The following is a 19,189-nucleotide window of genomic DNA, read 5'->3' as shown; positions in this document are numbered from 1 at the left end:
TCAAAACAGCGTGAGCTTAGGTCCGGTGCCGGCTCCCGAGCGCGATCGCGATCGTCTCCGGCTGCTTGATCCGCTCGATCAGCATGTCGATGCGGTCCCCGCCCCAGAACAGCTCGCCGTTGAACATCATGCTGGGCACGCCGAACACGCCGAGCGCTTCGGCCTCGTCGATAATGCGATCATGTTCGGCGCGGGCAGGGCCGCGAACATAGGCCTCGAAGGCGTCGGCGGAACCACCGACCGCGGTGATCACGCCCGCTATCTCCGCGAGCTCGTCGATCTCCAGCTCGTGGTTCCAGAATTTCCGGAACACCGTGTCGTGATAGCGCCGGAACAGCCCGTGGCGCTGCGCGAACAGCATACCGGCGCTGGCGTAGAAGGCGTCATAGATCCGGCGCGGGCCCTTCATGGTCAGTCCCTGCGCGTTGGCGAACCGGCGCGCATCCATGTAGGCGTAGCGCACCTTGCGCCAGAAGTGCGGCGTGCGCTCCTCGACCGTGCCCATGAATTCGGGAATGCGTAGTGTGTAGGGCAGCCATTCCAACTCGACGCCGTATGTCTCCTCGAGTTCGAACAGCCGCTTGTTGGCGACATAGGCATAGGGAGACTTGTAGTCGGTGTAGATTCGAACCCGCGGCTTTTCCATCATCGTTCCTCACCTCGTCGGGATAATTGTTCCCGATCCCGCGCGGTGGCGCAATGCGGTGTGACGAAGGGGAAACCGCGGGCAAACGAACGGGCCCCGGTGCAGTCAAGCATCGCGGGGCCCTGCTACTTCGTTTTAGCGAAGGATCTCTGGTATCGACCAGTGGTGTTTCGGGACCTAAAAGCGCGTGGCCTTTGCGCTCCTGTCCTGCGGATATGTTCAGATTGTCGGCAGCGCACGCGGCTAGCAGCTGCTGTTCGCCTCAACGTGCACCGAGACCTTGCCGCTGAGCAAGGTCGCTGGCTTGCGCCGGTGGCGTCATGCTCCTCTCCAAGAGGTGGGCCGACGGACATCTGTCCGCTTCTGCTGCCTGGCGGCCGATCCCATAATCGTCCGTCAATTCCTGCGACGCGAGGAGCGAGCGCTCCAGCACCCCAACAGGTGCAGTCAGCGAAATGCTGCGGCAGTTATGGCGATCTGTCAAGTTAACGAGCGCGGTAATTCAGGTCAGGATTCCTGTCGCGACTTTCGATATTGGGTGAAATCCGGATCGTGCGTCATCTTCCAGTAGTCGACGAATCGCCACGGCATCGCCGAGAACACCCGGCCGCTTCTGTTGCGGTAGTAAGTCGTCATGCCCGGATGCGTCCAGATCAGTTGCTCATGTTCGGCGTCGACGTCGCGGATATACGCGTCATGCGCGTCGGGATGCACGTCGATCGCGGCGATGTCGTTCTCGATCATCTCGACGAGGCAGGCGGAGATGTAACGGCTCTGGCACTCCGACTGGAAGATCACGCTGCCGCCATGCGCAGGCCCCGAATTGGGCCCGAGCATCAGAAAGAGATTGGGAAAATCAGGCACGGTGAGGCCGAGATAGGCGGTCGGATTGTCGTCGCGCCACGCCTGCTTGAGGTTCTTGCCGTCACGCCCGGTGATGTTGAGCCGTGCCGCCATCTCGGAGACCTTGAAGCCGGTCGAGATCACGATGACGTCGTGCTGCCGCGATGTGCCGTCGGCGGTGACGATTCCATCCGCAGCGAAATGGTCGATCTTGTCGGTGACCAGCTCGACATTCGGTTTGGTCAGCGTCTTGAACCAGTTGTTGTCGAGCAGGATGCGCTTGCCGTAGGGCGGATAGGTCGGCATGCATTTCTCGATCAGGTCGGGGCGATCCTTCAGCTCGGAGCGAATGAAGTCGGCGAGCTCCTGGCGATGCCGGTCGTTGCCCTTGTTGACGGCGCGGTCCGGATGCGGCCAGGCCGGATCCTTGCGCAGGAACGGCAGCAATCCGTCGCCGTAACGCCAGAACATGTTGAAGCGATACCACTGCACATAGTACGGCAGATGCGCGAGCAGCCACTGCGCACCTTCGGTGATCGGATCGGAATAGCCCTTCACCGGCCGCGCCCATTGCGCGGTGCGCTGGTAGATGGTGACCGAAGCGACGCGGTCGGCGATCGACGGCACCAGCTGCATCGCGGTCGCGCCGGTGCCGATCACGGCGACATGCCTGCCGTCGAGCTTGATATCGTCGGACCACAGCGCCGAATGAACCTTCAGACCGGTGAAGGCGTCGTCTCCCTCAAAGCGGGCAGGCAAGGGATCGTTGAGCTGACCGATCGCGCTGACCAGCGCGGTGGATTCAAAGGTTTCTTCGCCGCGGGCGGTCTTCAGCGTCGAGATCCAGCGCCGCTTGCCTTCGTCCCAGCGCGAGGCGACGAGCTCGGTATTGAGGCGGACGTGCTTGCGGATGTCGTATTCGCGCACGACCTTGAGCAGATAGTCGAGCAGCTCCTGGCGCTGCGCGAAATAGCGGGTCCACGGATTGCGGGCGCCGAACGAGAAGGAATAGGAGTGGTTCGGCGTATCGACGCCGCAGCCGGGATAGCGGTTGACGTACCAGGTGCCGCCGATCTCGTCCTGCTTCTCGACGATCGTATAGGGAATGCCGAGCCGGCCGAGCGCAACGCCAAGCGCGATCGCGCAGACCCCGGCGCCGACGATCAGCACTTGCTGCTGCGCCAGCTTGTCGCCAGAAGGGCGCTCGCGCCAGCGCGCGTCGCGCGGAACGAAGCCCATCTCCTCCCGCATCAGCGGGGCATATTCCGGCGCGACATTCTCGCCGAGCGTCGCGCGCATCATCCGCAGCATCAGCTCATCGCCGGGATCGGTGATGACGGGCTTGGGCGTGCCATGCGCGAACAGGTTCAGGACGGCCGTGCGAATATCGTCCTGGATCTCCTTCGGGACGCCGGCGTCGGGATCCGGGATCAGGCGGACGTCGCGCTTCGGCTTGTAGGGCGGCTCGAGCCACTTCTCGTCGCCGGTCATGTGCACCAGCACCATCAGCAGCACGCGGATGTCGCCCTCGGCGATTGCGGAGGACAGATCGAGGTGTTTGCGCGGAAGCTCGATATTCATGCGTTGTCCTCAGCTGCGTGGGACTTCCGGCAGGCCGCCATAGGCGGCCCAGGTGGTGCCTGCGATGTAGCCGGCATCGACCGGCAGGTTGATGCCGGTGACGCCGCTGCTCTGCGGCGAGAGCAGCCAGGCGATCGCCTGCGCCACTTCGATCGGCTCGACCAGCCGGTTCATCGCGGTCGGCCGCGCCAGCAGATCCTTGTTCAGAGCGCCCGATGCGATGCCGGCTTCAAGCGCGGCCGTGCGGGTGAAGCCGGGCGATACCGCGTTGACGCGAACGCCGGAACGCCCCCATTCGGCGGCGAGCGTCTGCGTGATCTGGATGACGCCGGCCTTCGCCGCGGTATAGGCGTGGATCGGACCCGACGTCATGCCGGCCACCGAGGCGACGTTGACGATCGCGCCATGCCGCCGCTGTGCCATTCCGATACCGACGCTGCGCGCGACCAGGAAGGTCCCGCGCAGGTCGATATTGACCTCGCGGTCCCATTGCTCCATCCGCACCCGTTCGATCGTGTGCATCTTGCCGAACACGCCGGCGGCGTTGACGAGGCCGCTGATCGGACCATGCGCCTTCTCGATATCGGCAATGCCCGCGACAACGGCGCTCTCGCTCGCGACGTCGAACGGCGCCGGCCACACGATGGCGGTCGTTCCAACCAGCGGCTCGGGCGCGATGTCGACGATGACGACACGCTGCCCCTGATCGGCGAGCAGCGTTGCGGTCGCCGCGCCAATGCCGCGGCTGCCGCCGGTGACGAGGATGGTGCCCTCAGCGCTCATGATTTTCTTCCCTTGTCACTGGTGGCGAACAGGCCGCGGGTGACCAGCTTTTGATAGGCCGTGATCACATAGTCGGGCACCGCGGTGACGCCGCGTTCGGAATAGGAGTAGCGGCGGCTGAGATAACCGCGCGCGCCCATCAGCACCTGGACGATGGCCTCGAATTCCTCGTCGCTGAAGGTGTTGGTCGCACCTGCTGCCCGCGCGCGTTGCAGGATCCGCAGATAGGCACTGGAGATGTTGTCAAAATGCTTCTGGTAGCCGATCGGCGCGAAGAATTCGGCCTCGTTGAGGATGCGCAGGAATTCCGGCACCTCGCGGATGAAATCGAAGAAGGCGCTGAAGCGCTCGACCTCCTGCCGGGCCTCACTCGCGGTGCCGGTGCGCGCATGGATGAAGCGGACCATGTCGAGGCCGATCTTCGGCAGCAGCTGGTCGAGCAACTCCTGGCGGTTCTCGAAATGATTGTAGAAGGTGCCCTGCGCGACGCCGGCGGCCTCGGTGATGCGCGCGACCGAGGCTTCGGCATAGCCGTATTTGCCGACGACCTTGGTCGCGGCGTCGAAGATCTTCTGCTTGGTCCAGGCGTTGCGCTCGACCCGGTTGAGCTTTGTCACTTTGGCGGATGTCGCTTGCGTCATGCGGTGGCCTCGAGTTCGGCGCGGAGCACGCGTTTGAGCACCTTGCCGGATGGATTGCGCGGCAGGCTGTCGCGGATGACGAGCTGCCGCGGCACCTTGAAGCCGGCGAGCCGTGTCCGGCAGAAATCGGTGAGACCGGGCAGGTCGAGCTTGGCGTTGTCGGCGAGTACCACGATCGCGACCGGCTTCTCGCCCCAGCGCGCGTCCGGCAGGCCGATCACCGCGACCTCGCGCACTTCAGGCATTTCGTAGATGACGCGCTCGACCTCGGAGGAGGCGATGTTCTCGCCGCCGGAGATGATCATGTCCTTCTTGCGATCGGTCAGATAGAGGAAGCCGTCGTCGTCGAGGTAGCCAACATCGCCGGTGCGGAACCAGTCGCCGATGAACGCGGATGCGGTCTTCTCCGGATCCTTCCAGTAGCCCTGCGTGACCTTCGGGCCGCGCAGGCAGATCTCGCCGTTCTGGCCGGCCGGCAGGCGCTTGCCGGCATCGTCGCGGATCTCGATCTCGATATGGGCGATGGCGCGGCCGGTCGAGCCGATCTTCTCGATCTCGCGGCCCGCGTCCATGAAGGTATCGCCGCCGCAGCTTTCGGTGAGACCGTAGGCATCGATGTAGCGCGCGTTCTTGAAATAGTGCGAGAAGGCGCGGATGCGGAGCTCCGGCGTCTTCTCGCCGCCACCGATCGCCCATTGCAGGCTGGAGACGTCGTAGCGCGCGCGGTTCGGGCAGGTGAGGAGCGCCGTGGTCATGACCGGCGCGAACCATGCCGCGTTGAGTTTCTCCCGTTCGATCGCGGCGAGCGCCGGCTCGGGCTCGAAGGTGCGGTGAATGCACAGCATGCCGCCATGCCAGAGCACCGCGATGCCGGGCAGGTCGAGCGCGCCGACGTGATAGAGCGGGCCGACGACGAGCAGCCGCGTGTCGGCGTTGAGCCCGAGCACCAGGGTCTGATCGGCGGACTTCCAGTAGATGTTCTCGTAACTGAGCATCACTCCCTTGGGACGATCCGTCGTGCCCGAGGTGTACATCAGCCGCATCAGGTCGCGCGGCCGGCGCACATGGATCGGCGCCGGTGCGATGTCGGGCGCAAGGTTGGCGACGCTGGACTGCGCGACCTCATCGAGCAGCACGACCGGCGCGCCGCCGGCGGCGATCGCGGCAAATTCGTCGTCGGCGACCAAGAGGCGCGCACCTGAATTGCCGACGATGTAGCCGACCTCGTCGGCCGAGAGGCGATAGTTGATCGGCAGGAACACCGCGCCGATATGGCTGGTCGCGAACACCAGCTCGAGAAAGGCCGCGCTGTTCTTCATCAGGACAGCGACGACATCGCCGGGCGCGATCCCGCGCCCCGCAAGCCAGCCGCCGACCTGCCGGATCCGCAGATCAAAGTCGGCGTAGGAGATGTCCTCGCCGCGATATTTCAGCGCACAGCGGTCCGGAGTCCGCCGGGCATGAAATGCGATGAAGCTGGAAAGGTTGATCATTTGCCGCTGGCGGGGCCGATCCCGGCGCCGTTTTCTCCCTAGATGAATTATGAGTCGTAATTCATCTTTGGCTTGACGTCACCCCCCTTGCTCTGAAAACATTGTGGCCATGGAGACGAAACGATCTCCGGCAGGGATTTTGGGAACGCGAACCCGACAGGGAGGGGAATGATGAAGAGGACCCGGAAACCGGGCATCACCCGGCGCTCGACGCTTGCGCTGATGGGCGCCGGTGCGGTGAGCTTTGCCGCGCCATGGGTGGCGCGCGCACAGGCCAAGACGATCAAGATCGGCATGCCGACCATTCTGTCGGGCCGCGTCGCGCAACTCGGGACGTCCTCGCGCAACGCGGTGCTGCTGGAGGTCGAGAAGGTCAATGCCGCCGGCGGCCTTGCCGGACGGCAGATCGAAATGGTGATCCGCGATTCCAAGGGACAGCCGCAGGAAGCCGCGCGCATCGCGCGCGAGCTCGTCAACACCGATGGCTGCGAGATGCTGCTTGACGGCGAAGCGTCCTCGGGATCGTTCGCGGTTCACGAAGTGGCGCGGGATCTCGGCGTGCTCTGCATCCACACTTGCTCGGAAGCATCGTCGCTGACCGCCGATCCCAAGCAGCACATCCCGAACGCTTTCCGCTGCGTGCGGCAGGGCATTCACGACTCGATCGTCGGCGCCAGCTACGCGGCAGGGATCGCCAAGGCCAAGGGCCTGAAGAAATGGGCGACCTGTTCGCCCGACTACGCCTATGGCCGCGACACCACCGGCGAGTTCGTGCTGTACCTGAAGAAGTTCGCGCCCGACGTCGAGATCATCAGCGAGTCCTGGCCAAAGCTGTTCCAACCCGACTACACCGAGGTGGTGACGAAGATCCTGCAGGCCAAGCCGCAGGCGCTCTATTCCTGCCTGTGGGGCGGCGATCTCACCTCCTACATCGACCAGGCCAACATCTACGCGATGTTCACCCAGATGGAGGTGTTCGCGGTCAACATGGCCGACTACACCGCGCTCACGGTGGTGAAGAACCTGCCCAAGGGCATCCACTCCGGCGACCGCTACATCAAGACATTCCCGCCGACGCCCGAAAATGCCGCCTGGGGCGATGCCTACAAGGCCAAATACAACGAGTACCCGACCAACTGGTCGTGGCAGAACGCCACAGCGGTCATGTTCCTCAACGAGGCCGTCAAGAAGGCGAACTCGACCGACGGCAAGAAGGTCGCGGAGGCGCTCACCGGCCTCACCATCAAGTGCCCGTTCGGCGCCGACGGCACCGTCACCATGCGCGCCGACGATCACACGCTGGTCGGTTACGCCATCGGCTGGGGCACTACGATTCCGCAGGAGCCCTACGTGCCCGATGTGAAGGCCGGAGACTGGAAGACCATCTTCGAGCTCGAAGCCGAGTGGAAGAAGAGCAAGGGCTACACCTGATCCGCGTGTGCGGCGGAGGCTGCCGCCTGCTGCCTCCGCCTCGCATCTGATGTTTGTCGCGCGCCGACGTTGCGGCCCGCCGTAATGGATGATTTTCCGTGGACCTCGACGCGCTCGCCAGTTGCCTCGCCAGCCCTGCTTGCCTGGTGACGCAAACCACCAGCGGCCTGATCATCGGCATGCTGTTGTTCCTTGTCGCCGTTGGGCTGACGCTGATCTTCGGCGTGCTCAAGGTGGTCAATTTCAGCCACGGCGCCTTCTATATGTTCGGTGCCTATTTCGCGATGACGGCCTATCAGCTCACCGGCAGCTTCGCGCTGGCGATGCTGAGCGGCGCCGTCGGCACGGCGATCCTCGGCCTGATCTTCGAGCGGGTGTTCATGAGCCGGGTCTACGGCCGCGACGTCCTGATGCAGCTTTTGGTGTGCTACGCCTTCGTGCTGATCTTCGACGATGTCGTCCGCATGATCTGGGGGCCCGAGTTCAGGTCGATGGGCATGCCGGCCGCGTTCCAGGTGCCGCCGCTGTTCATCGCCGGCGGCGTGGTGCCGCCGTATTATCTGCTCTTGATCGGGGTGGCGCTCGCCGCGGCCGTTGTTCTCGGTCTGGGGCTGGCGCGCTCCAGGATCGGCAAGGTGATCCGTGCGGCCGCGCATAATCCCGGCATGGTCTCGGCGCTCGGCATCAATACCGGGCTGATCTATGGCGGCGTATTCGCGCTTGGCGGCATGCTGGCGGGACTGGCGGGAGCGCTCGCCGCGCCGGTGCGCTCGCTGACACCGGGTATGGGATTCTCGGTGCTGATCGAGTCCTTCATCGTCACCGTGATCGGCGGCATGGGCTCGATCCTCGGCGCGTTGATCGGCGCGCTTTTGATCGGCCTGATCCGCTCCTTCGGATCGCTCGGCTTCCCGCTGTTCACCGAGGGCTTGATGTATCTGTTCATGGTGATCGTGCTGGTGTCGCGTCCGACCGGGCTGTTCGGCAGGGAGGTCGCATGACCGAGTTGCAGGCCGGACAGGGTACGCAGCCCCTCGATGTTACCCGGATCGACGCCAGGCCGCAACGTTACCGCGATGTGCTGATCGCGCTCGTGGTCTTTGCCCTGCTCGCGCTGCTGCCGTTCATCTTCGGCAGCAAGCAGCTGCTCGACTTCGTGATCCGCTGCGCGGCCTACGGATTGTTCGCGACGTCGCTCAACCTTCTGGTCGGCTACACCGGGCTGATCTCGTTCGGCCACGGCATGTTCTTCGGCCTCGGTGCCTATGGTTTCGGGCTGATGATGCAGAAGACCGGCGTGCCGATCCCGGTGGCCTTCGTCGCCACGCTGGCGATGACCCTGGTCGTCGCCGTCGTCATCGGCGCGATTTGCGTGCGGCTAAGGGAAATCTACTTTGCCTTCGTCACGCTGGCATTCCAGATGCTGATCCATTCGACCATCCTGTCGTGGCAGTCGCTGACCGGCGGCGACCAGGGCCTGCGCGGCGGGATTCCGCGGCCGCCGTTTCTCGGTATCGATCTGTCGAACCATTTGCATCTCTACATCACGAGCTGCGCCCTGCTGGTGATCGGCCTGCTGCTCATGCGCCAGATCGCGCAATCGCCGTTCGGCTACACGCTGCGGATGATCCGCGACAACGCCACGCGAGCGAGCTTCACCGGCATCGATGTCTGGCGCGCCAAGCTGACGATCTTCGTGCTCGCCGCGCTGTTCGCGGCGACCGGAGGCATCATCATGGCGCTGTTCGTCTCCGGCGCCTATCCCGAGTTTGCCTATTGGACGATCTCGGGCGAGGGCATCTTCATCAACATGCTCGGCGGCGTGACAACCTTCCTCGGACCGATGGTCGGCACGGTGCTGCTGCTGATCCTCAACGATACCGTTACCCGCCTGACCGAGTATCACGGCATTGTGCTCGGCATCGTGATCCTGTTCTTTGCCATCGGCCTGCGAAAGGGCCTGATGGACTTTGTCGTCGAATGGTTCGCGCAGCGTCGCGGAGAAGGGCGCGGTTAGCCATGCTGGAGATTCGCGGACTCTCGAAATCCTTTGGCGGCGTCAAGGCGACCGACAACGTCTCGCTCGACTTTGCCGATGGTTCGCTCACCGCCGTGATCGGCCCAAACGGCGCCGGCAAGAGCACGTTCTTCAACCTGATCACGGGCGCGCTGCAACCTGATGCCGGGCAGATTTTGCTCAACGGCGTCGACATGGCGGGCAAGGCCCCGCCGGAGATCGTGCGCCATGGCATCGGCCGCGCCTTTCAGGTCGCGAGCATCTTCCCGTCGCTGACGGTCGAGGAGACCATGCTAGCTGCTGTTTGCGCCGATCAGCGACGCGCCGGCGTGATGCATCGCCGGTTTCCGTTGGCCGAGACGCGCGACCGCGCCGAGCATACGATGGAGCTGCTCGGCCTCGCCGGCAAGCGCAACCGGACTGCGGCGACGCTGTCGCACGGCGACCAGAAGCTGCTCGACATCGCGCTCGCGCTGGTGCTCGAGCCCAAGGTGCTGCTGCTCGACGAGCCGACCGCGGGCATGGGCACCGAGGAGCGCTGGCGCATGATCGACAAGGTGCGCGAGCTCTGGGAGAAGCAGAAGATCACCGTCGTGTTCATCGAGCACGACATGGACATCGTGTTCAAGATTGCGCCTCGGATCGTCGTGCTGTGCTACGGCCGGATCCTCGCGACCGGGACGCCGGACGCGATCCGCAGGGATGATGCCGTGATCGAGGCCTATCTCGGCAGCGACGGCCACGCGGGAGCGGTGGCATGAGCGCGCAGCCGGTGGTGCAGGTCGAGGATCTCGACGTCTATTATGGCACCAGCCAGATCCTGTTCGGCGTCAGCCTGTCGGTGCGGCAGGGCGAGACCATGGCGCTGCTCGGCCGCAACGGCGCCGGCAAGTCGACGACCATGAAGGCCATTATGGGGCTGGCGCCGGCGCGCCGCGGCAAGGTGACCCTGCGCGGCCAGGTGGTCTCTGGAATGCGGCCGCATCACATCGCGCGCGCCGGGCTCGGCTTCGTGCCGGAAGACCGTCAGATCTTTCCCGAGCACACGGTCGAGGACAATCTCGTCATCGGCCAAAAGAAGGGGCCTGATGGCGAGGACGAGTGGTCGATCCGCCGCGTCTATGACGTGTTCCCGCTGCTCGAGCCGCTGCGGCACCGGATCGCCGGCAGGCTGTCCGGCGGCGAGCAGCAGATGCTGGCGATTGCCCGCACGCTGATGGGCAATCCGGCGCTGCTGCTGCTGGACGAGCCGAGCGAGGGGCTGGCTCCGATCATCGTGCAGCGCATTGGCGAGCTGCTGCGGCAGCTCCGCGGCACCGGTGCCACAGTATTGATCGCCGAGCAGAACATGCATTTTTGCCTTGGCCTTGCGAGCCACGCGACGGTTATCGACAAGGGACAGATCGTCTACACATCTTCCATCGAAGAACTGAAGGCCAACGATAACATCCGGCAGCGCTACCTGGCGCTGTAGGGCACGATCCGGGAAAGACGCGCAGCGGTTTTCCCTCGCGACATACGCGCAGCGTTTGCGCGGGGATCATACCCAAAGGACAGGGCACTTCGACAGCGATGGGAGGACAAATGGCGGGCAAGCTGACGCCGACGCATGAAGCGCCGTATCGCGGGCTGAAGGTACTCGATTTCGGGCAGGGGATTGCCTCGCCCTATTGCGCGATGCTGCTCGGTGTCTACGGCGCCGACGTCATCAAGGTCGAGCCGCCGGAGGGCGACTGGTCGCGCTATCTCGGCACGACCTACGGCAGTCACACGACGCTGTCGGCGGTCTACAACCGCGGCAAGCGCAGCCTGTGCCTCGACATGAAGCACAAGGACGGGATTGCGATCGCGCAGCGGCTGGCGCGCGAGGCCGACGTCCTCATCGAAGGATTTCGCCCTGGTGTCGCAGAGCGGCTCGGGCTCGGCTATCAGAGCCTGTCGCGCGACAATCCCGGCCTGGTCTATCTGTCGGTCAGCGGCTTCGGGCAGAGCGGCCCGTACGCCAAGCGGCCCGGCTCGGATTCGGTCGCGCAGGCGTTCTCTGGGCTGGTCTCGGTCAATCTCGGCGCCGATGGCGTGCCGCATCGGGTCGGCACCACGATTTCCGATGTCGTCACCGGCGTCTATGCGTTCCAGGCCGTCGCCACGACGCTGTTCGCGCGTGCGTCCGTCGGCACCGGCCGCTGGATCGACGTCAATCTCTGTCAGTCGACGTCGGCGCTGCTCGGCCACAAGGTCGCGGAATTCATCCTCGAGGGCGGCGTGCCGCGCGCGCTGAACGCTCCGGCCGGCACCTACCAGACCCGGGACGGCTGGATGATGGTCACCCTGGTGAACGAGCCGCAATACAAGCGGCTGTGCGGTGCGATCGGCCGTGAGGATCTCGCTGACGACCCGCGTTTTGCCGACTTCGCCCGGCGCGCCGACGCGGCCGATGCGCTGATCCCGCAATTGGGCGAGGTGTTCCTGACCCTGGCGACGGATGCCTGGCTGACCCGGCTGCATGCCGCCGATATCATCGCCGAGCGGATCCTCAATCCCGGCGAATGGTTGCGCAACGTCCATGTCGAGGCGACCAGGGCGTCGGTGTGCCAGGACACACCCGGCGTCGGCGCGGTCTACACGCCACGCACGCCGGGGATCGCGAGCCTGTCCGAGGATCAGCTTTGCCCAGCGCCTGACGTCGGGCAGGATAGCCGCGCCGTGCTGACGGGGGCTGGCTTCGGTTCCGCCGAGATCGACGGCCTGCTGCTGTCAGGCGCCGTGCGGCAGGCCAAGAGCTAACGGGAGGCAACACATCATGAGCACCGATCTCGTTCGTTACTCGGTCACCGACCAGATTGCGGAGATCGTGCTGGATCGCGCGCCGGTCAACGCACTCAGCATTCCCCTGATCGACGCGCTGTTGGCGGCGCTGGCGAAAGCGCGCGATGACGACGCGGTGCGCGCCGTCATCGTCAGCAGCGCCCACAAGGTGTTTTGCGCCGGCCTCGATCTCGACATCGTCAGGGGCAAGCCCGCGATCGAGACCAAGACATTCCTCGAGCGGCTGTATTTCGCGCTGAACGATACGCAGTACCGCATGGGCAAGCCGACGATTGCGGCGATCGATGGCGCGGTGCGCGCCGGCGGCATGACGATCGCGATCTCCTGCGACATGATCGTCGCGGGCGACGGCTCGACCTTCGGCTACCCCGAGATCGATGTCGGCCTGATCCCGGCGATCCATTTCGTGCAGTTGCCGCGGCTGGTCGGAAAGCACCAGGCATTCGGCCCGCTGTTCCTTGGCGAGCCCTTCGATGCCGCGACCGCCTTTCGCATGGGGCTGCTCAGCGAGGTGGTGCCAAAGGGCACCGCGCTCGCGCGCGCCCGCGAGATCGCACGCAAGCTTGCGGCGAAATCGCCGATCGTGATGAAGATTGGCCGCGACGCCTTCATGCGCGCGGTCGACGCCGATTTCCGCCGCTCGGTGGAAAACACGGCGGAAAGCTTTGTTGTGGCCGCATCGACGGAAAACTGCCAGGAAGGGCTCAATGCGTTCGTCGAGAAGCGGACGCCCAACTACAGGGGGCGGTAAATGGCTGGATTGTATTTCGAGGAGTTCGAGGTCGGGCAAGAATTCCACCACGAGTTCAGCCGGACCGTGACCGAGATGGACAACACCATGTTCAGCCTCCTGACCATGAATCCGCAGCCGTTGCATATCGACGCGCATTTCTCCGAGAAGACCGAGTTCGGCCAGCGGCTGTTCAACAGCCTCTATACGCTCGGCATCATGATCGGCATGAGCGTATACGACACGACATTGGGAACCACCGTCGGCAATCTCGGCATGACCGATGTCAAGTTCCCCAAGCCGGTGTTCCATGGCGACACGCTGAAGGCGCACACCAGGATCATCGGCAAGCGCGCCAGCAAGTCGCGGCCAACCCAGGGTATCGTCGAGTTCGAGCACACCATGACCAACCAGCGGGGCGAGGTGGTGGCGAGCTGCCGCCGTACCGGCCTGATGCACTGCAAGCCGAAGGCGTAAGCGATGCGATCGTTCCTGTTCGTTCCCGGCGACAGCACCCGGAAGTATGAAAGCGCGAAGAAGACCGCGGCCGACGCGCTGATCCTCGACCTCGAGGATTCCATCGCGCCGGACCAGAAGGTCGTCGCGCGCGGCATCACCCGCCAGATGCTCGATGCGCGCAATCCGGAGCAGAAGCTCTATATCCGCGTCAACGCGCTCGACACCGACCTGACGCTCGGCGATCTCGCCGCCGTGATGCCCGGCAAACCCGATGGCATCGTGCTGCCGAAATGCGCCGGCGCCGCCGACGTCAACAGGCTCGCGCTCTATCTCGACGCATTCGAGGCGGCCTCTGATATCGCGCAGGGCACCACGCGGATCGTGACGGTCGCGACCGAGACGGCACGGGCGGTGCTGAAAATTCTCGATTTCGAGAACATGAGCCCGCGGCTGTGGGGCATGATGTGGGGCGCGGAGGATCTCGCGGCCTCGCTCGGGGCAACGCGCAACCGCAGCGACGGCCGCTATCACTCGCCCTTCATTCTGGCGCGCGATCTCTGCCTGATCGGCGCGGCCGCCGCCGGCGTGGTCGCGATCGACACCATCGCGACCGACATCAACGATCTCGATGCTTTGAAGGCCGAGGCGATCGCCGCGCGGCAGGATGGCTTCCTCGCCAAGGCTGTGATCCACCCCAAGCATGTCGACGTCGTCAACGCGGCCTTCATGCCGACGGACGAAGAAATCGCATGGTCGGAGCGGGTGATTGCCGCGTTCGCCAATAACCCATCGGGGGTCGCCAAGATGGACGGCAAGATGCTGGACAAGCCGCATCTGCGCGCCGCCGAGAAGATCCTGGCGTCGCGCAGGAAATAGTCGGCAGTCGGGCTCCACACGGCCATGTTGCGCGATAGCGAGGTGCGGCTGCGGCGGTCGCTGGCGATCGACTAGACCGCAGGAATCAGGAATGAGCGACGGCCGACTTGCCGTCCTGCTGCTTCGACCACGAGACGTAGTAGGCGACGGCCGTCATCGCGGCGATACCGGCGATGCTGACCGCGACCTGCCTTGCCAGCGAGTATGGGCCCGTAATCAGGATCAGGTGCGCAGCGAAGGAGAGGAAGACGCCTGTACAGAACACGGCCAGCCATTCCTCGCCGCACTTGATAATCGGCTGCAAGGCGTGAGATCGCAGGTATTCCCAATCGCGCGGCACCAGCCACGTGAACAGGAACGTCAAGGTCACGAAGTGCAGGATGCGATGAGGTGCGACATCCTCCCGGTCGTTTGGCGGCAGCATATCGTTCAGCCCGCTCGGCATCATTTGTGCGAGTGCCGGGATATCGCTGGTCGAGACGATCGTCAGGGCGAACAGCAAGTACAGCAACGCCATGGCGCGCAGCGCGGGAGCGGCCTGCATCGCGCGGATCGCGGGTGCATATCGCGCGCCGATCAACGCGAGCCAGCCGCCCATCACGAACAGCAATTGCCAGCAGAACGGATTGAGGTACCAGTCTCCATACGGATATGACGACAGGTTCCAGTCGAGCAGCCGGCCGGCCGCATAGAGGGTCACGGACGCGACGACCGTCACGTTCGGCACGTACAACAGCCCGAACACGATGATGGGCTGGAACGCCATCAAGGCAATGGTGAGTTGCAGCACGTCGAGATTGAGCGGCTTGGCCTGCAGGAACAGGCCGTAGATCAACGTCCGGATCGGGTGATCGATGAAGCCGGTGATGTTGAACTCGCTGATGATCTCGGGCGCCGCGGTGCGGGTGGCGACATAGCTGATCAACTCGACATAGATCACGAACAAAACGATATAGGCGGCATAGAGCTGCCATACGCGCTTGAAGATGCGGGTTGCGGCCACCAGGAATCCGCGTTCCAGCGTCATTCTGGCGTAGATGAGCGTCACTGCGTAGCCGCCCACGAATACAAAAAGGTCGGTTGCGCCGCTGAAGCCGAAGTTGCGCATGGTCAGCGCGCCCACGACGTTGTGCGGAATATGGTCCAGAAACAGAAACCAGTTTGCGATGCCAAGCAGCAGCGCGATCCTGAGATCGCCATCGGCTTTCGCGATCTCGGCGTTTGTTGTCGAAGTCATCTGAAGCTGAAATTTGCTGGCCCGAGAAACGAATCGCTAATCTAGAGGGAACCCGCGCCTGGTCCGAATAGACTTTGCGTGAACCCTATCTAGTCCGTTTCGGGTTCCGGCCAAGTGGCCGGCTCAAGAAAGATCACGTTTTCGCAATCATCCCGGGAGCGGTGTCAGACCGGCTCGTGTTTGCGCAGGTCGCGGGCGTGATCCAGCGTATTGGCTTGCAGGTTCGCGCCGGTCGCGGGGAGTTCCGGCAAGGCGGCCTCGGCCAGGAGGTCGTCCGTGACATCCTCGACCGAACGCTCGGCAATCTCGTGAATGAAGCTGATGTTCGTATATTCGCCCGAGGCGATTCGTGAGACGACATCGCGTCGTGTCATTTCGGGATCGACGATCGCCTCGCGGCCACGGCGGCCATAGTCGATCATCACGACGAAGTACTGCATTGCCGGATCGTTCGATGTTCTGACTGTCACCGGGCATTATTTCCGATAATCGGAAGTATGTCAAGGTGAATTGTTGAAAACCGAAATTCAGGCATGCACGGCCGGACCGATTCGGCCCGAAGGCGTCCGAATCGGTCCCTGAAGCAGCACGGTTACTTCTCGGACGATCGGCCGCCCTGCGTCCGGGCAGATTTGCGACTCTTCGCCGCCGATTTGCCGCGCAGCCTTTCGATCTGGCCGCGGGGCAGGGTGACGCAGATTTCGCCGATCCATTCGAGCTTTACGCCGTTGATCGGCTTGGCATTGAAGCTCTTGAGGTTGACGGTGCCGGACGAACTGCCGCGTTCGATCGTCTTCAGATATCGCTCGCCGCTCTTCAGCCGGACGGCGGCTTCCTCTCCGTAGAAGCTCGATAGCGGATAGCGCTGCTCGCGATACACCACGATGACGTCGCCGTTCTCGTATTTCGGCAGCATCGAATCGCCTGAGACCTCGAAAGCGACGGTCTCCTCCGTCACCGGGAACGGAAGCTCGATTTCGCCGAGACCCTCCGGCGGGACCTGCTCAAGCTCCGGCTGGATCGAGGCGCCGGCGCCGACCCGGCCCACGATCGGTACCGAATTCAGCTCCAAATACTCCATGATCGGGGCAATCTCGGATGCCTTGATCAACCTAATTCCCGACAGGATTTCGGAGACCGCCCCGGCCCGAACCCCCATCGCGCGGGCAAGCCCGCCTTTGCTCTTCCCGGTCTTTTCCAGTGCTCGTTCGATCAGTGCCGCGTCCAGCATGTTTCATCCTTTCCCAAACCCGGACACACTATATCCGTTACGATTATCAGAAACAAGCTTGACTTTTTCTTCGGAATATCGGAACATATGCGAAGCGCCGGCGGAATGACAGAAATGGGAATTTGGAATGGAAACGATGAACTGGCTGCCGGAGCATTCGGCAGCCTTGCAGGACCTCCGCGCCCGCGGCCTGTCCTATTCGGAAATCGCTGACACGATCAACGCTACCTTCAAGACGGCCTATACACGCAACGCGGCGCTCAGCCGGGCGCAGCGCATGGGGTTGGCGGGCCTCGAAAGGCTCGAGCCGTCCCTGCCGGGGCACCTCGATCCGCCCAAATCGTCCCTGCCGGAGCTCCCAGGGTTCGGGTGGCTGCATGAAGGGCGCGCCGAATTGACGCCCGATCTGCTTCGCGGGCCAAAGATCTTCACTGAAACGGTGGAGATGCCGCAACTTCGTTGCGTGGCGGTCGTGCCGCGGCATCTTTCGCTGCTCGACCTCAAACCCGGAGACTGTCGCTATCCCTATGGTGGCGATCGCGACGGCGAGACAATGACCTTCTGCGGTCATCCGTGCCGGTCGGGCTCGAGCTACTGCACCCCGCATTTTCACCTCAGTCGCGATCCTGAAGCCACGGCGAGGCCGGTATTGAGCGCCGCCTGGCTTCAAGCCATCGGGGCCGGTTGAGGCAATTCGTCACCTGACCGAAGGACATCGGTCCGCAACCGCGATCGCGCGGAAGCCTCCGCGCGCCCATCATCAGACATTTAGGAGGTTACCAATGCCGCGAGCCAGGCGCCGGAAGCCGTACGATCCCGCCGGAGCGCACGATCGACGTGCCCAGGATCTGCCCTTTAATGCCGAGGTGGCGACCGTCGAGGTCGACAATCCCCTTGCGCTCGAGCCGAGCGAGAAGATCGTGGCCTTTCGCTCGATCCGCAACGATCCGCTCGGCCGGTTGCATGCGCACCGCCAGATCGACGATACGCAGTATCGGAGCGGCCGGGCGTTCCAGAACGACTGGGAAAAGGCCGAGCGCGGCCCGCGCGCGGTGGATACGACACGCGAATATGTCGATGGCGGCCTGCGACGCGAGCCGATCACCGAGGGGCAGCGCCAGGCGACGTTGCGCCTGAATCGCGCTGAGCATGAACTCGGCGCCGACGGTTCGGCGCTGGTGCACGATGTCCTGATCCTCGGCATGACCATGGAGCAGGTTGGACGGCGGCGCGGACTGTGTACGCAGCGTTGGCAGGACTATTTTGCGCGGCGTCTCAAGGAATGCCTGGATCGGCTGGCGCTGATGTACGGGCTTGCGACGGCAAGCAGGGTTCCGGTGAAGGACCGTCAACGCTGATACGAGGTGATTGCTGACCGTGCTGGTTTGCCGCGCAGGAATCCGGCACGGCAACAACTCGTCGCATGATTGTGCCTTGCCTCACACTGAACTCCTTCCTTGTGCGCGGTCGGGATTGGGCCCGGTCAGGCTGTGTCGAAGATGGTCGACAGCGGCGCGGACTCTCATGTAACTTCCGTCGCGTCGACGACCTGCCTGCATTCGAGGCCTCTCGCGCGGGGAAGGGTCTGGTACGTCCACGCAAGGGAGTTCGCCGCGGCTACGCACCTGTCTACATCTTCTCTGCATCACGAATACCACGAGCAACGTGGACCGATGCCGACGCGAGCCCAATCAAAATAACCCAAGGGAGAACCGACCGATGAATCACACTGGAAACTGCTTTTGTGGCGCCGTCGAACTCAAGGTCAGCGGGGAGCCCGAGGCAATGGGCTATTGCCACTGTCGTTCATGCCGTTCCTGGTCCGGCGGTCCGGTGAATGCGTTCAGCCTCTGGAAGCCCGAGGCGGTCGAGGTCACCAAGGGCGCCGACCACGTCGCGACATTCGAGAAGACTGCGATGAGCCAGCGCAAATATTGCACAAAGTGCGGCGGTCACCTGATGACCAACCATCCGACGCTCGGGCTCGTCGACGTGTTCACGGCAACGATCCCGACGCTGAAATTCAGCCCGGGCGTTCACGTCAACTATTCCGAGGCAGTGCTGCAGATACGCGATGGCCTGCCGAAGTTGAAGGATTTTCCGGCCGAGTTCGGCGGCTCCGGCGAAATGATCGCCGAATAGCCCGAAGGCTCTCCATCACGAAAGCGGGTGGCGGCGTGCCGCCACCCGTCTGCGTATGGCCCCAGATCGGTGTCTGGCAGGCTTGCTTCGCATGCAAGGCGTCCGACCATGTCGGCGGCCGCCCGCGCCGCCGGGGCGTCCTGGCTATTGACAGCCATGTCGGACGAAGGTCCCGCCCTGCAAAATCCGGGTTTGGTTTTGCTGACGAGCTTCCGCTAAAAGGCGAGCGGTGCCGGTCTTGGCAGGGACCGCC

Annotated in this window: 20 protein-coding genes; 12 read left to right on the top strand and 8 right to left on the bottom strand. The window is 63.8% G+C overall.

All coding sequences use genetic code 11. The features are described from left to right. Positions 1-16: 16 nt before the first annotated feature. The 5 genes from E2I15_RS13085 to E2I15_RS13065 form a co-directional block, all read right to left on the bottom strand. Positions 17-646 (bottom strand): 2-hydroxychromene-2-carboxylate isomerase, encoded by a 630-nt coding sequence (locus E2I15_RS13085; protein WP_137478810.1) that lies wholly within the window; start codon positions 644-646, stop codon positions 17-19. Positions 647-1,153: 507 nt separating this feature from the next. After that, positions 1,154-3,070 (bottom strand): flavin-containing monooxygenase, encoded by a 1,917-nt coding sequence (locus tag E2I15_RS13080; RefSeq protein ID WP_137478625.1) that lies wholly within the window; start codon positions 3,068-3,070, stop codon positions 1,154-1,156. 9 nt (positions 3,071-3,079) lie between these two features. Beyond that, positions 3,080-3,853: an SDR family NAD(P)-dependent oxidoreductase gene (locus E2I15_RS13075; protein WP_137478624.1), complete on the bottom strand. Its 774-nt coding sequence runs from the start codon at positions 3,851-3,853 to the stop codon at positions 3,080-3,082. Next, positions 3,850-4,494, bottom strand: coding sequence for a TetR/AcrR family transcriptional regulator (locus E2I15_RS13070; RefSeq protein WP_137478623.1), 645 nt, complete (start codon positions 4,492-4,494; stop codon positions 3,850-3,852). Before E2I15_RS13070 ends, E2I15_RS13075 begins: the two co-directional genes overlap by 4 nt. Beyond that, complete coding sequence (locus E2I15_RS13065; protein WP_137478622.1) at positions 4,491-5,987, bottom strand: AMP-binding protein; 1,497 nt, start codon at positions 5,985-5,987, stop codon at positions 4,491-4,493. The genes E2I15_RS13070 and E2I15_RS13065 overlap by 4 nt, the downstream gene beginning before the upstream one ends. Positions 5,988-6,158: 171 nt before the next feature. Between E2I15_RS13065 and E2I15_RS13060 the strand changes: the two genes are divergently transcribed. The 9 genes from E2I15_RS13060 (at position 6,159) to E2I15_RS13020 (ending at position 14,326) form a co-directional block, all read left to right on the top strand. Further along, the gene (locus E2I15_RS13060; protein WP_038383532.1) at positions 6,159-7,418 is read left to right on the top strand and encodes an ABC transporter substrate-binding protein; all 1,260 of its coding nucleotides are present in this window, start codon (positions 6,159-6,161) and stop codon (positions 7,416-7,418) included. A gap of 98 nt (positions 7,419-7,516) precedes the next feature. Next, on the top strand, positions 7,517-8,419 hold the full coding sequence (locus E2I15_RS13055) for a branched-chain amino acid ABC transporter permease (RefSeq protein WP_137478621.1): 903 nt from the start codon (positions 7,517-7,519) through the stop codon (positions 8,417-8,419). Then, a complete protein-coding gene (locus E2I15_RS13050; protein ID WP_137478620.1) occupies positions 8,416-9,435 on the top strand; it encodes a branched-chain amino acid ABC transporter permease in 1,020 nt (339 codons plus the stop codon). Before E2I15_RS13055 ends, E2I15_RS13050 begins: the two co-directional genes overlap by 4 nt. Positions 9,436-9,437: 2 nt before the next feature. Further along, positions 9,438-10,196 carry an ABC transporter ATP-binding protein gene (locus E2I15_RS13045; protein WP_137478619.1) on the top strand — a complete coding sequence of 253 codons (759 nt, stop codon included), beginning with the start codon at positions 9,438-9,440 and terminating at the stop codon, positions 10,194-10,196. Further along, positions 10,193-10,909: an ABC transporter ATP-binding protein gene (locus tag E2I15_RS13040; RefSeq protein ID WP_137478618.1), complete on the top strand. Its 717-nt coding sequence runs from the start codon at positions 10,193-10,195 to the stop codon at positions 10,907-10,909. Before E2I15_RS13045 ends, E2I15_RS13040 begins: the two co-directional genes overlap by 4 nt. 110 nt (positions 10,910-11,019) lie before the next feature. Then, positions 11,020-12,219, top strand: a complete 1,200-nt coding sequence (locus E2I15_RS13035) for a CaiB/BaiF CoA transferase family protein (protein WP_170991490.1) — start codon at positions 11,020-11,022, stop codon at positions 12,217-12,219. Between the two features lie 16 nt (positions 12,220-12,235). Next, positions 12,236-13,012 carry an enoyl-CoA hydratase/isomerase family protein gene (locus E2I15_RS13030; protein ID WP_137478616.1) on the top strand — a complete coding sequence of 259 codons (777 nt, stop codon included), beginning with the start codon at positions 12,236-12,238 and terminating at the stop codon, positions 13,010-13,012. Continuing rightward, positions 13,013-13,468: a MaoC family dehydratase gene (locus E2I15_RS13025; protein WP_018272840.1), complete on the top strand. Its 456-nt coding sequence runs from the start codon at positions 13,013-13,015 to the stop codon at positions 13,466-13,468. A 3-nt stretch (positions 13,469-13,471) separates the two neighbouring features. After that, positions 13,472-14,326, top strand: a complete 855-nt coding sequence (locus E2I15_RS13020; RefSeq protein WP_137478615.1) for an HpcH/HpaI aldolase/citrate lyase family protein — start codon at positions 13,472-13,474, stop codon at positions 14,324-14,326. Positions 14,327-14,411: 85 nt separating this feature from the next. On the opposite strand, the gene E2I15_RS13015 is transcribed toward E2I15_RS13020, so the two are convergent. The 3 genes from E2I15_RS13015 to E2I15_RS13005 form a co-directional block, all read right to left on the bottom strand. Continuing rightward, the gene (locus tag E2I15_RS13015; protein WP_137478614.1) at positions 14,412-15,563 is read right to left on the bottom strand and encodes an OpgC domain-containing protein; all 1,152 of its coding nucleotides are present in this window, start codon (positions 15,561-15,563) and stop codon (positions 14,412-14,414) included. Positions 15,564-15,727: 164 nt separating this feature from the next. After that, positions 15,728-16,003, bottom strand: coding sequence for a hypothetical protein (locus E2I15_RS13010; protein ID WP_137478809.1), 276 nt, complete (start codon positions 16,001-16,003; stop codon positions 15,728-15,730). A gap of 152 nt (positions 16,004-16,155) precedes the next feature. Then, positions 16,156-16,794, bottom strand: a complete 639-nt coding sequence (locus E2I15_RS13005; protein WP_137478613.1) for a LexA family transcriptional regulator — start codon at positions 16,792-16,794, stop codon at positions 16,156-16,158. Positions 16,795-16,921: 127 nt separating this feature from the next. Here E2I15_RS13005 and E2I15_RS13000 point away from each other — a divergent pair, with 127 nt between their 5' ends. From E2I15_RS13000 to E2I15_RS12990, 3 genes are all read left to right on the top strand, one after another. Next, positions 16,922-17,482, top strand: coding sequence for a GcrA family cell cycle regulator (locus E2I15_RS13000; protein ID WP_137478612.1), 561 nt, complete (start codon positions 16,922-16,924; stop codon positions 17,480-17,482). Between the two features lie 94 nt (positions 17,483-17,576). After that, positions 17,577-18,152: a DUF6456 domain-containing protein gene (locus E2I15_RS12995; protein ID WP_137478611.1), complete on the top strand. Its 576-nt coding sequence runs from the start codon at positions 17,577-17,579 to the stop codon at positions 18,150-18,152. Between the two features lie 361 nt (positions 18,153-18,513). Continuing rightward, the gene (locus E2I15_RS12990) at positions 18,514-18,936 is read left to right on the top strand and encodes a GFA family protein (protein ID WP_137478610.1); all 423 of its coding nucleotides are present in this window, start codon (positions 18,514-18,516) and stop codon (positions 18,934-18,936) included. Positions 18,937-19,189: the final 253 nt, after the last annotated feature.

Origin of the sequence: Bradyrhizobium sp. BR2003 (genome assembly GCF_009720285.1) — a bacterium.
Taxonomy (GTDB): Bacteria; Pseudomonadota; Alphaproteobacteria; order Rhizobiales; family Xanthobacteraceae; genus Bradyrhizobium; species Bradyrhizobium elkanii.
This window is presented reverse-complemented; position numbering and strand designations above follow the sequence as displayed.

What these genes read in the sequence shown, in the direction of transcription:
- E2I15_RS13000 (WP_137478612.1), top strand. Translation starts at nt 16,922, where the DNA reads ATGGAAACGATGAACTGGCTGCCGGAGCATTCGGCAGCCTTGCAGGAC.
- E2I15_RS13010 (WP_137478809.1), bottom strand. Translation starts at nt 16,003, where the DNA reads ATGCAGTACTTCGTCGTGATGATCGACTATGGCCGCCGTGGCCGCGAG.
- E2I15_RS13015 (WP_137478614.1), bottom strand. Translation starts at nt 15,563, where the DNA reads ATGACTTCGACAACAAACGCCGAGATCGCGAAAGCCGATGGCGATCTC.
- E2I15_RS13065 (WP_137478622.1), bottom strand. Translation starts at nt 5,987, where the DNA reads ATGATCAACCTTTCCAGCTTCATCGCATTTCATGCCCGGCGGACTCCG.
- E2I15_RS13045 (WP_137478619.1), top strand. Translation starts at nt 9,438, where the DNA reads ATGCTGGAGATTCGCGGACTCTCGAAATCCTTTGGCGGCGTCAAGGCG.
- E2I15_RS13075 (WP_137478624.1), bottom strand. Translation starts at nt 3,853, where the DNA reads ATGAGCGCTGAGGGCACCATCCTCGTCACCGGCGGCAGCCGCGGCATT.
- E2I15_RS13070 (WP_137478623.1), bottom strand. Translation starts at nt 4,494, where the DNA reads ATGACGCAAGCGACATCCGCCAAAGTGACAAAGCTCAACCGGGTCGAG.
- E2I15_RS13030 (WP_137478616.1), top strand. Translation starts at nt 12,236, where the DNA reads ATGAGCACCGATCTCGTTCGTTACTCGGTCACCGACCAGATTGCGGAG.
- E2I15_RS13040 (WP_137478618.1), top strand. Translation starts at nt 10,193, where the DNA reads ATGAGCGCGCAGCCGGTGGTGCAGGTCGAGGATCTCGACGTCTATTAT.
- E2I15_RS12990 (WP_137478610.1), top strand. Translation starts at nt 18,514, where the DNA reads ATGAATCACACTGGAAACTGCTTTTGTGGCGCCGTCGAACTCAAGGTC.
- E2I15_RS13020 (WP_137478615.1), top strand. Translation starts at nt 13,472, where the DNA reads ATGCGATCGTTCCTGTTCGTTCCCGGCGACAGCACCCGGAAGTATGAA.
- E2I15_RS13060 (WP_038383532.1), top strand. Translation starts at nt 6,159, where the DNA reads ATGAAGAGGACCCGGAAACCGGGCATCACCCGGCGCTCGACGCTTGCG.
- E2I15_RS13035 (WP_170991490.1), top strand. Translation starts at nt 11,020, where the DNA reads ATGGCGGGCAAGCTGACGCCGACGCATGAAGCGCCGTATCGCGGGCTG.
- E2I15_RS13050 (WP_137478620.1), top strand. Translation starts at nt 8,416, where the DNA reads ATGACCGAGTTGCAGGCCGGACAGGGTACGCAGCCCCTCGATGTTACC.
- E2I15_RS13005 (WP_137478613.1), bottom strand. Translation starts at nt 16,794, where the DNA reads ATGCTGGACGCGGCACTGATCGAACGAGCACTGGAAAAGACCGGGAAG.
- E2I15_RS13085 (WP_137478810.1), bottom strand. Translation starts at nt 646, where the DNA reads ATGGAAAAGCCGCGGGTTCGAATCTACACCGACTACAAGTCTCCCTAT.
- E2I15_RS12995 (WP_137478611.1), top strand. Translation starts at nt 17,577, where the DNA reads ATGCCGCGAGCCAGGCGCCGGAAGCCGTACGATCCCGCCGGAGCGCAC.
- E2I15_RS13025 (WP_018272840.1), top strand. Translation starts at nt 13,013, where the DNA reads ATGGCTGGATTGTATTTCGAGGAGTTCGAGGTCGGGCAAGAATTCCAC.
- E2I15_RS13080 (WP_137478625.1), bottom strand. Translation starts at nt 3,070, where the DNA reads ATGAATATCGAGCTTCCGCGCAAACACCTCGATCTGTCCTCCGCAATC.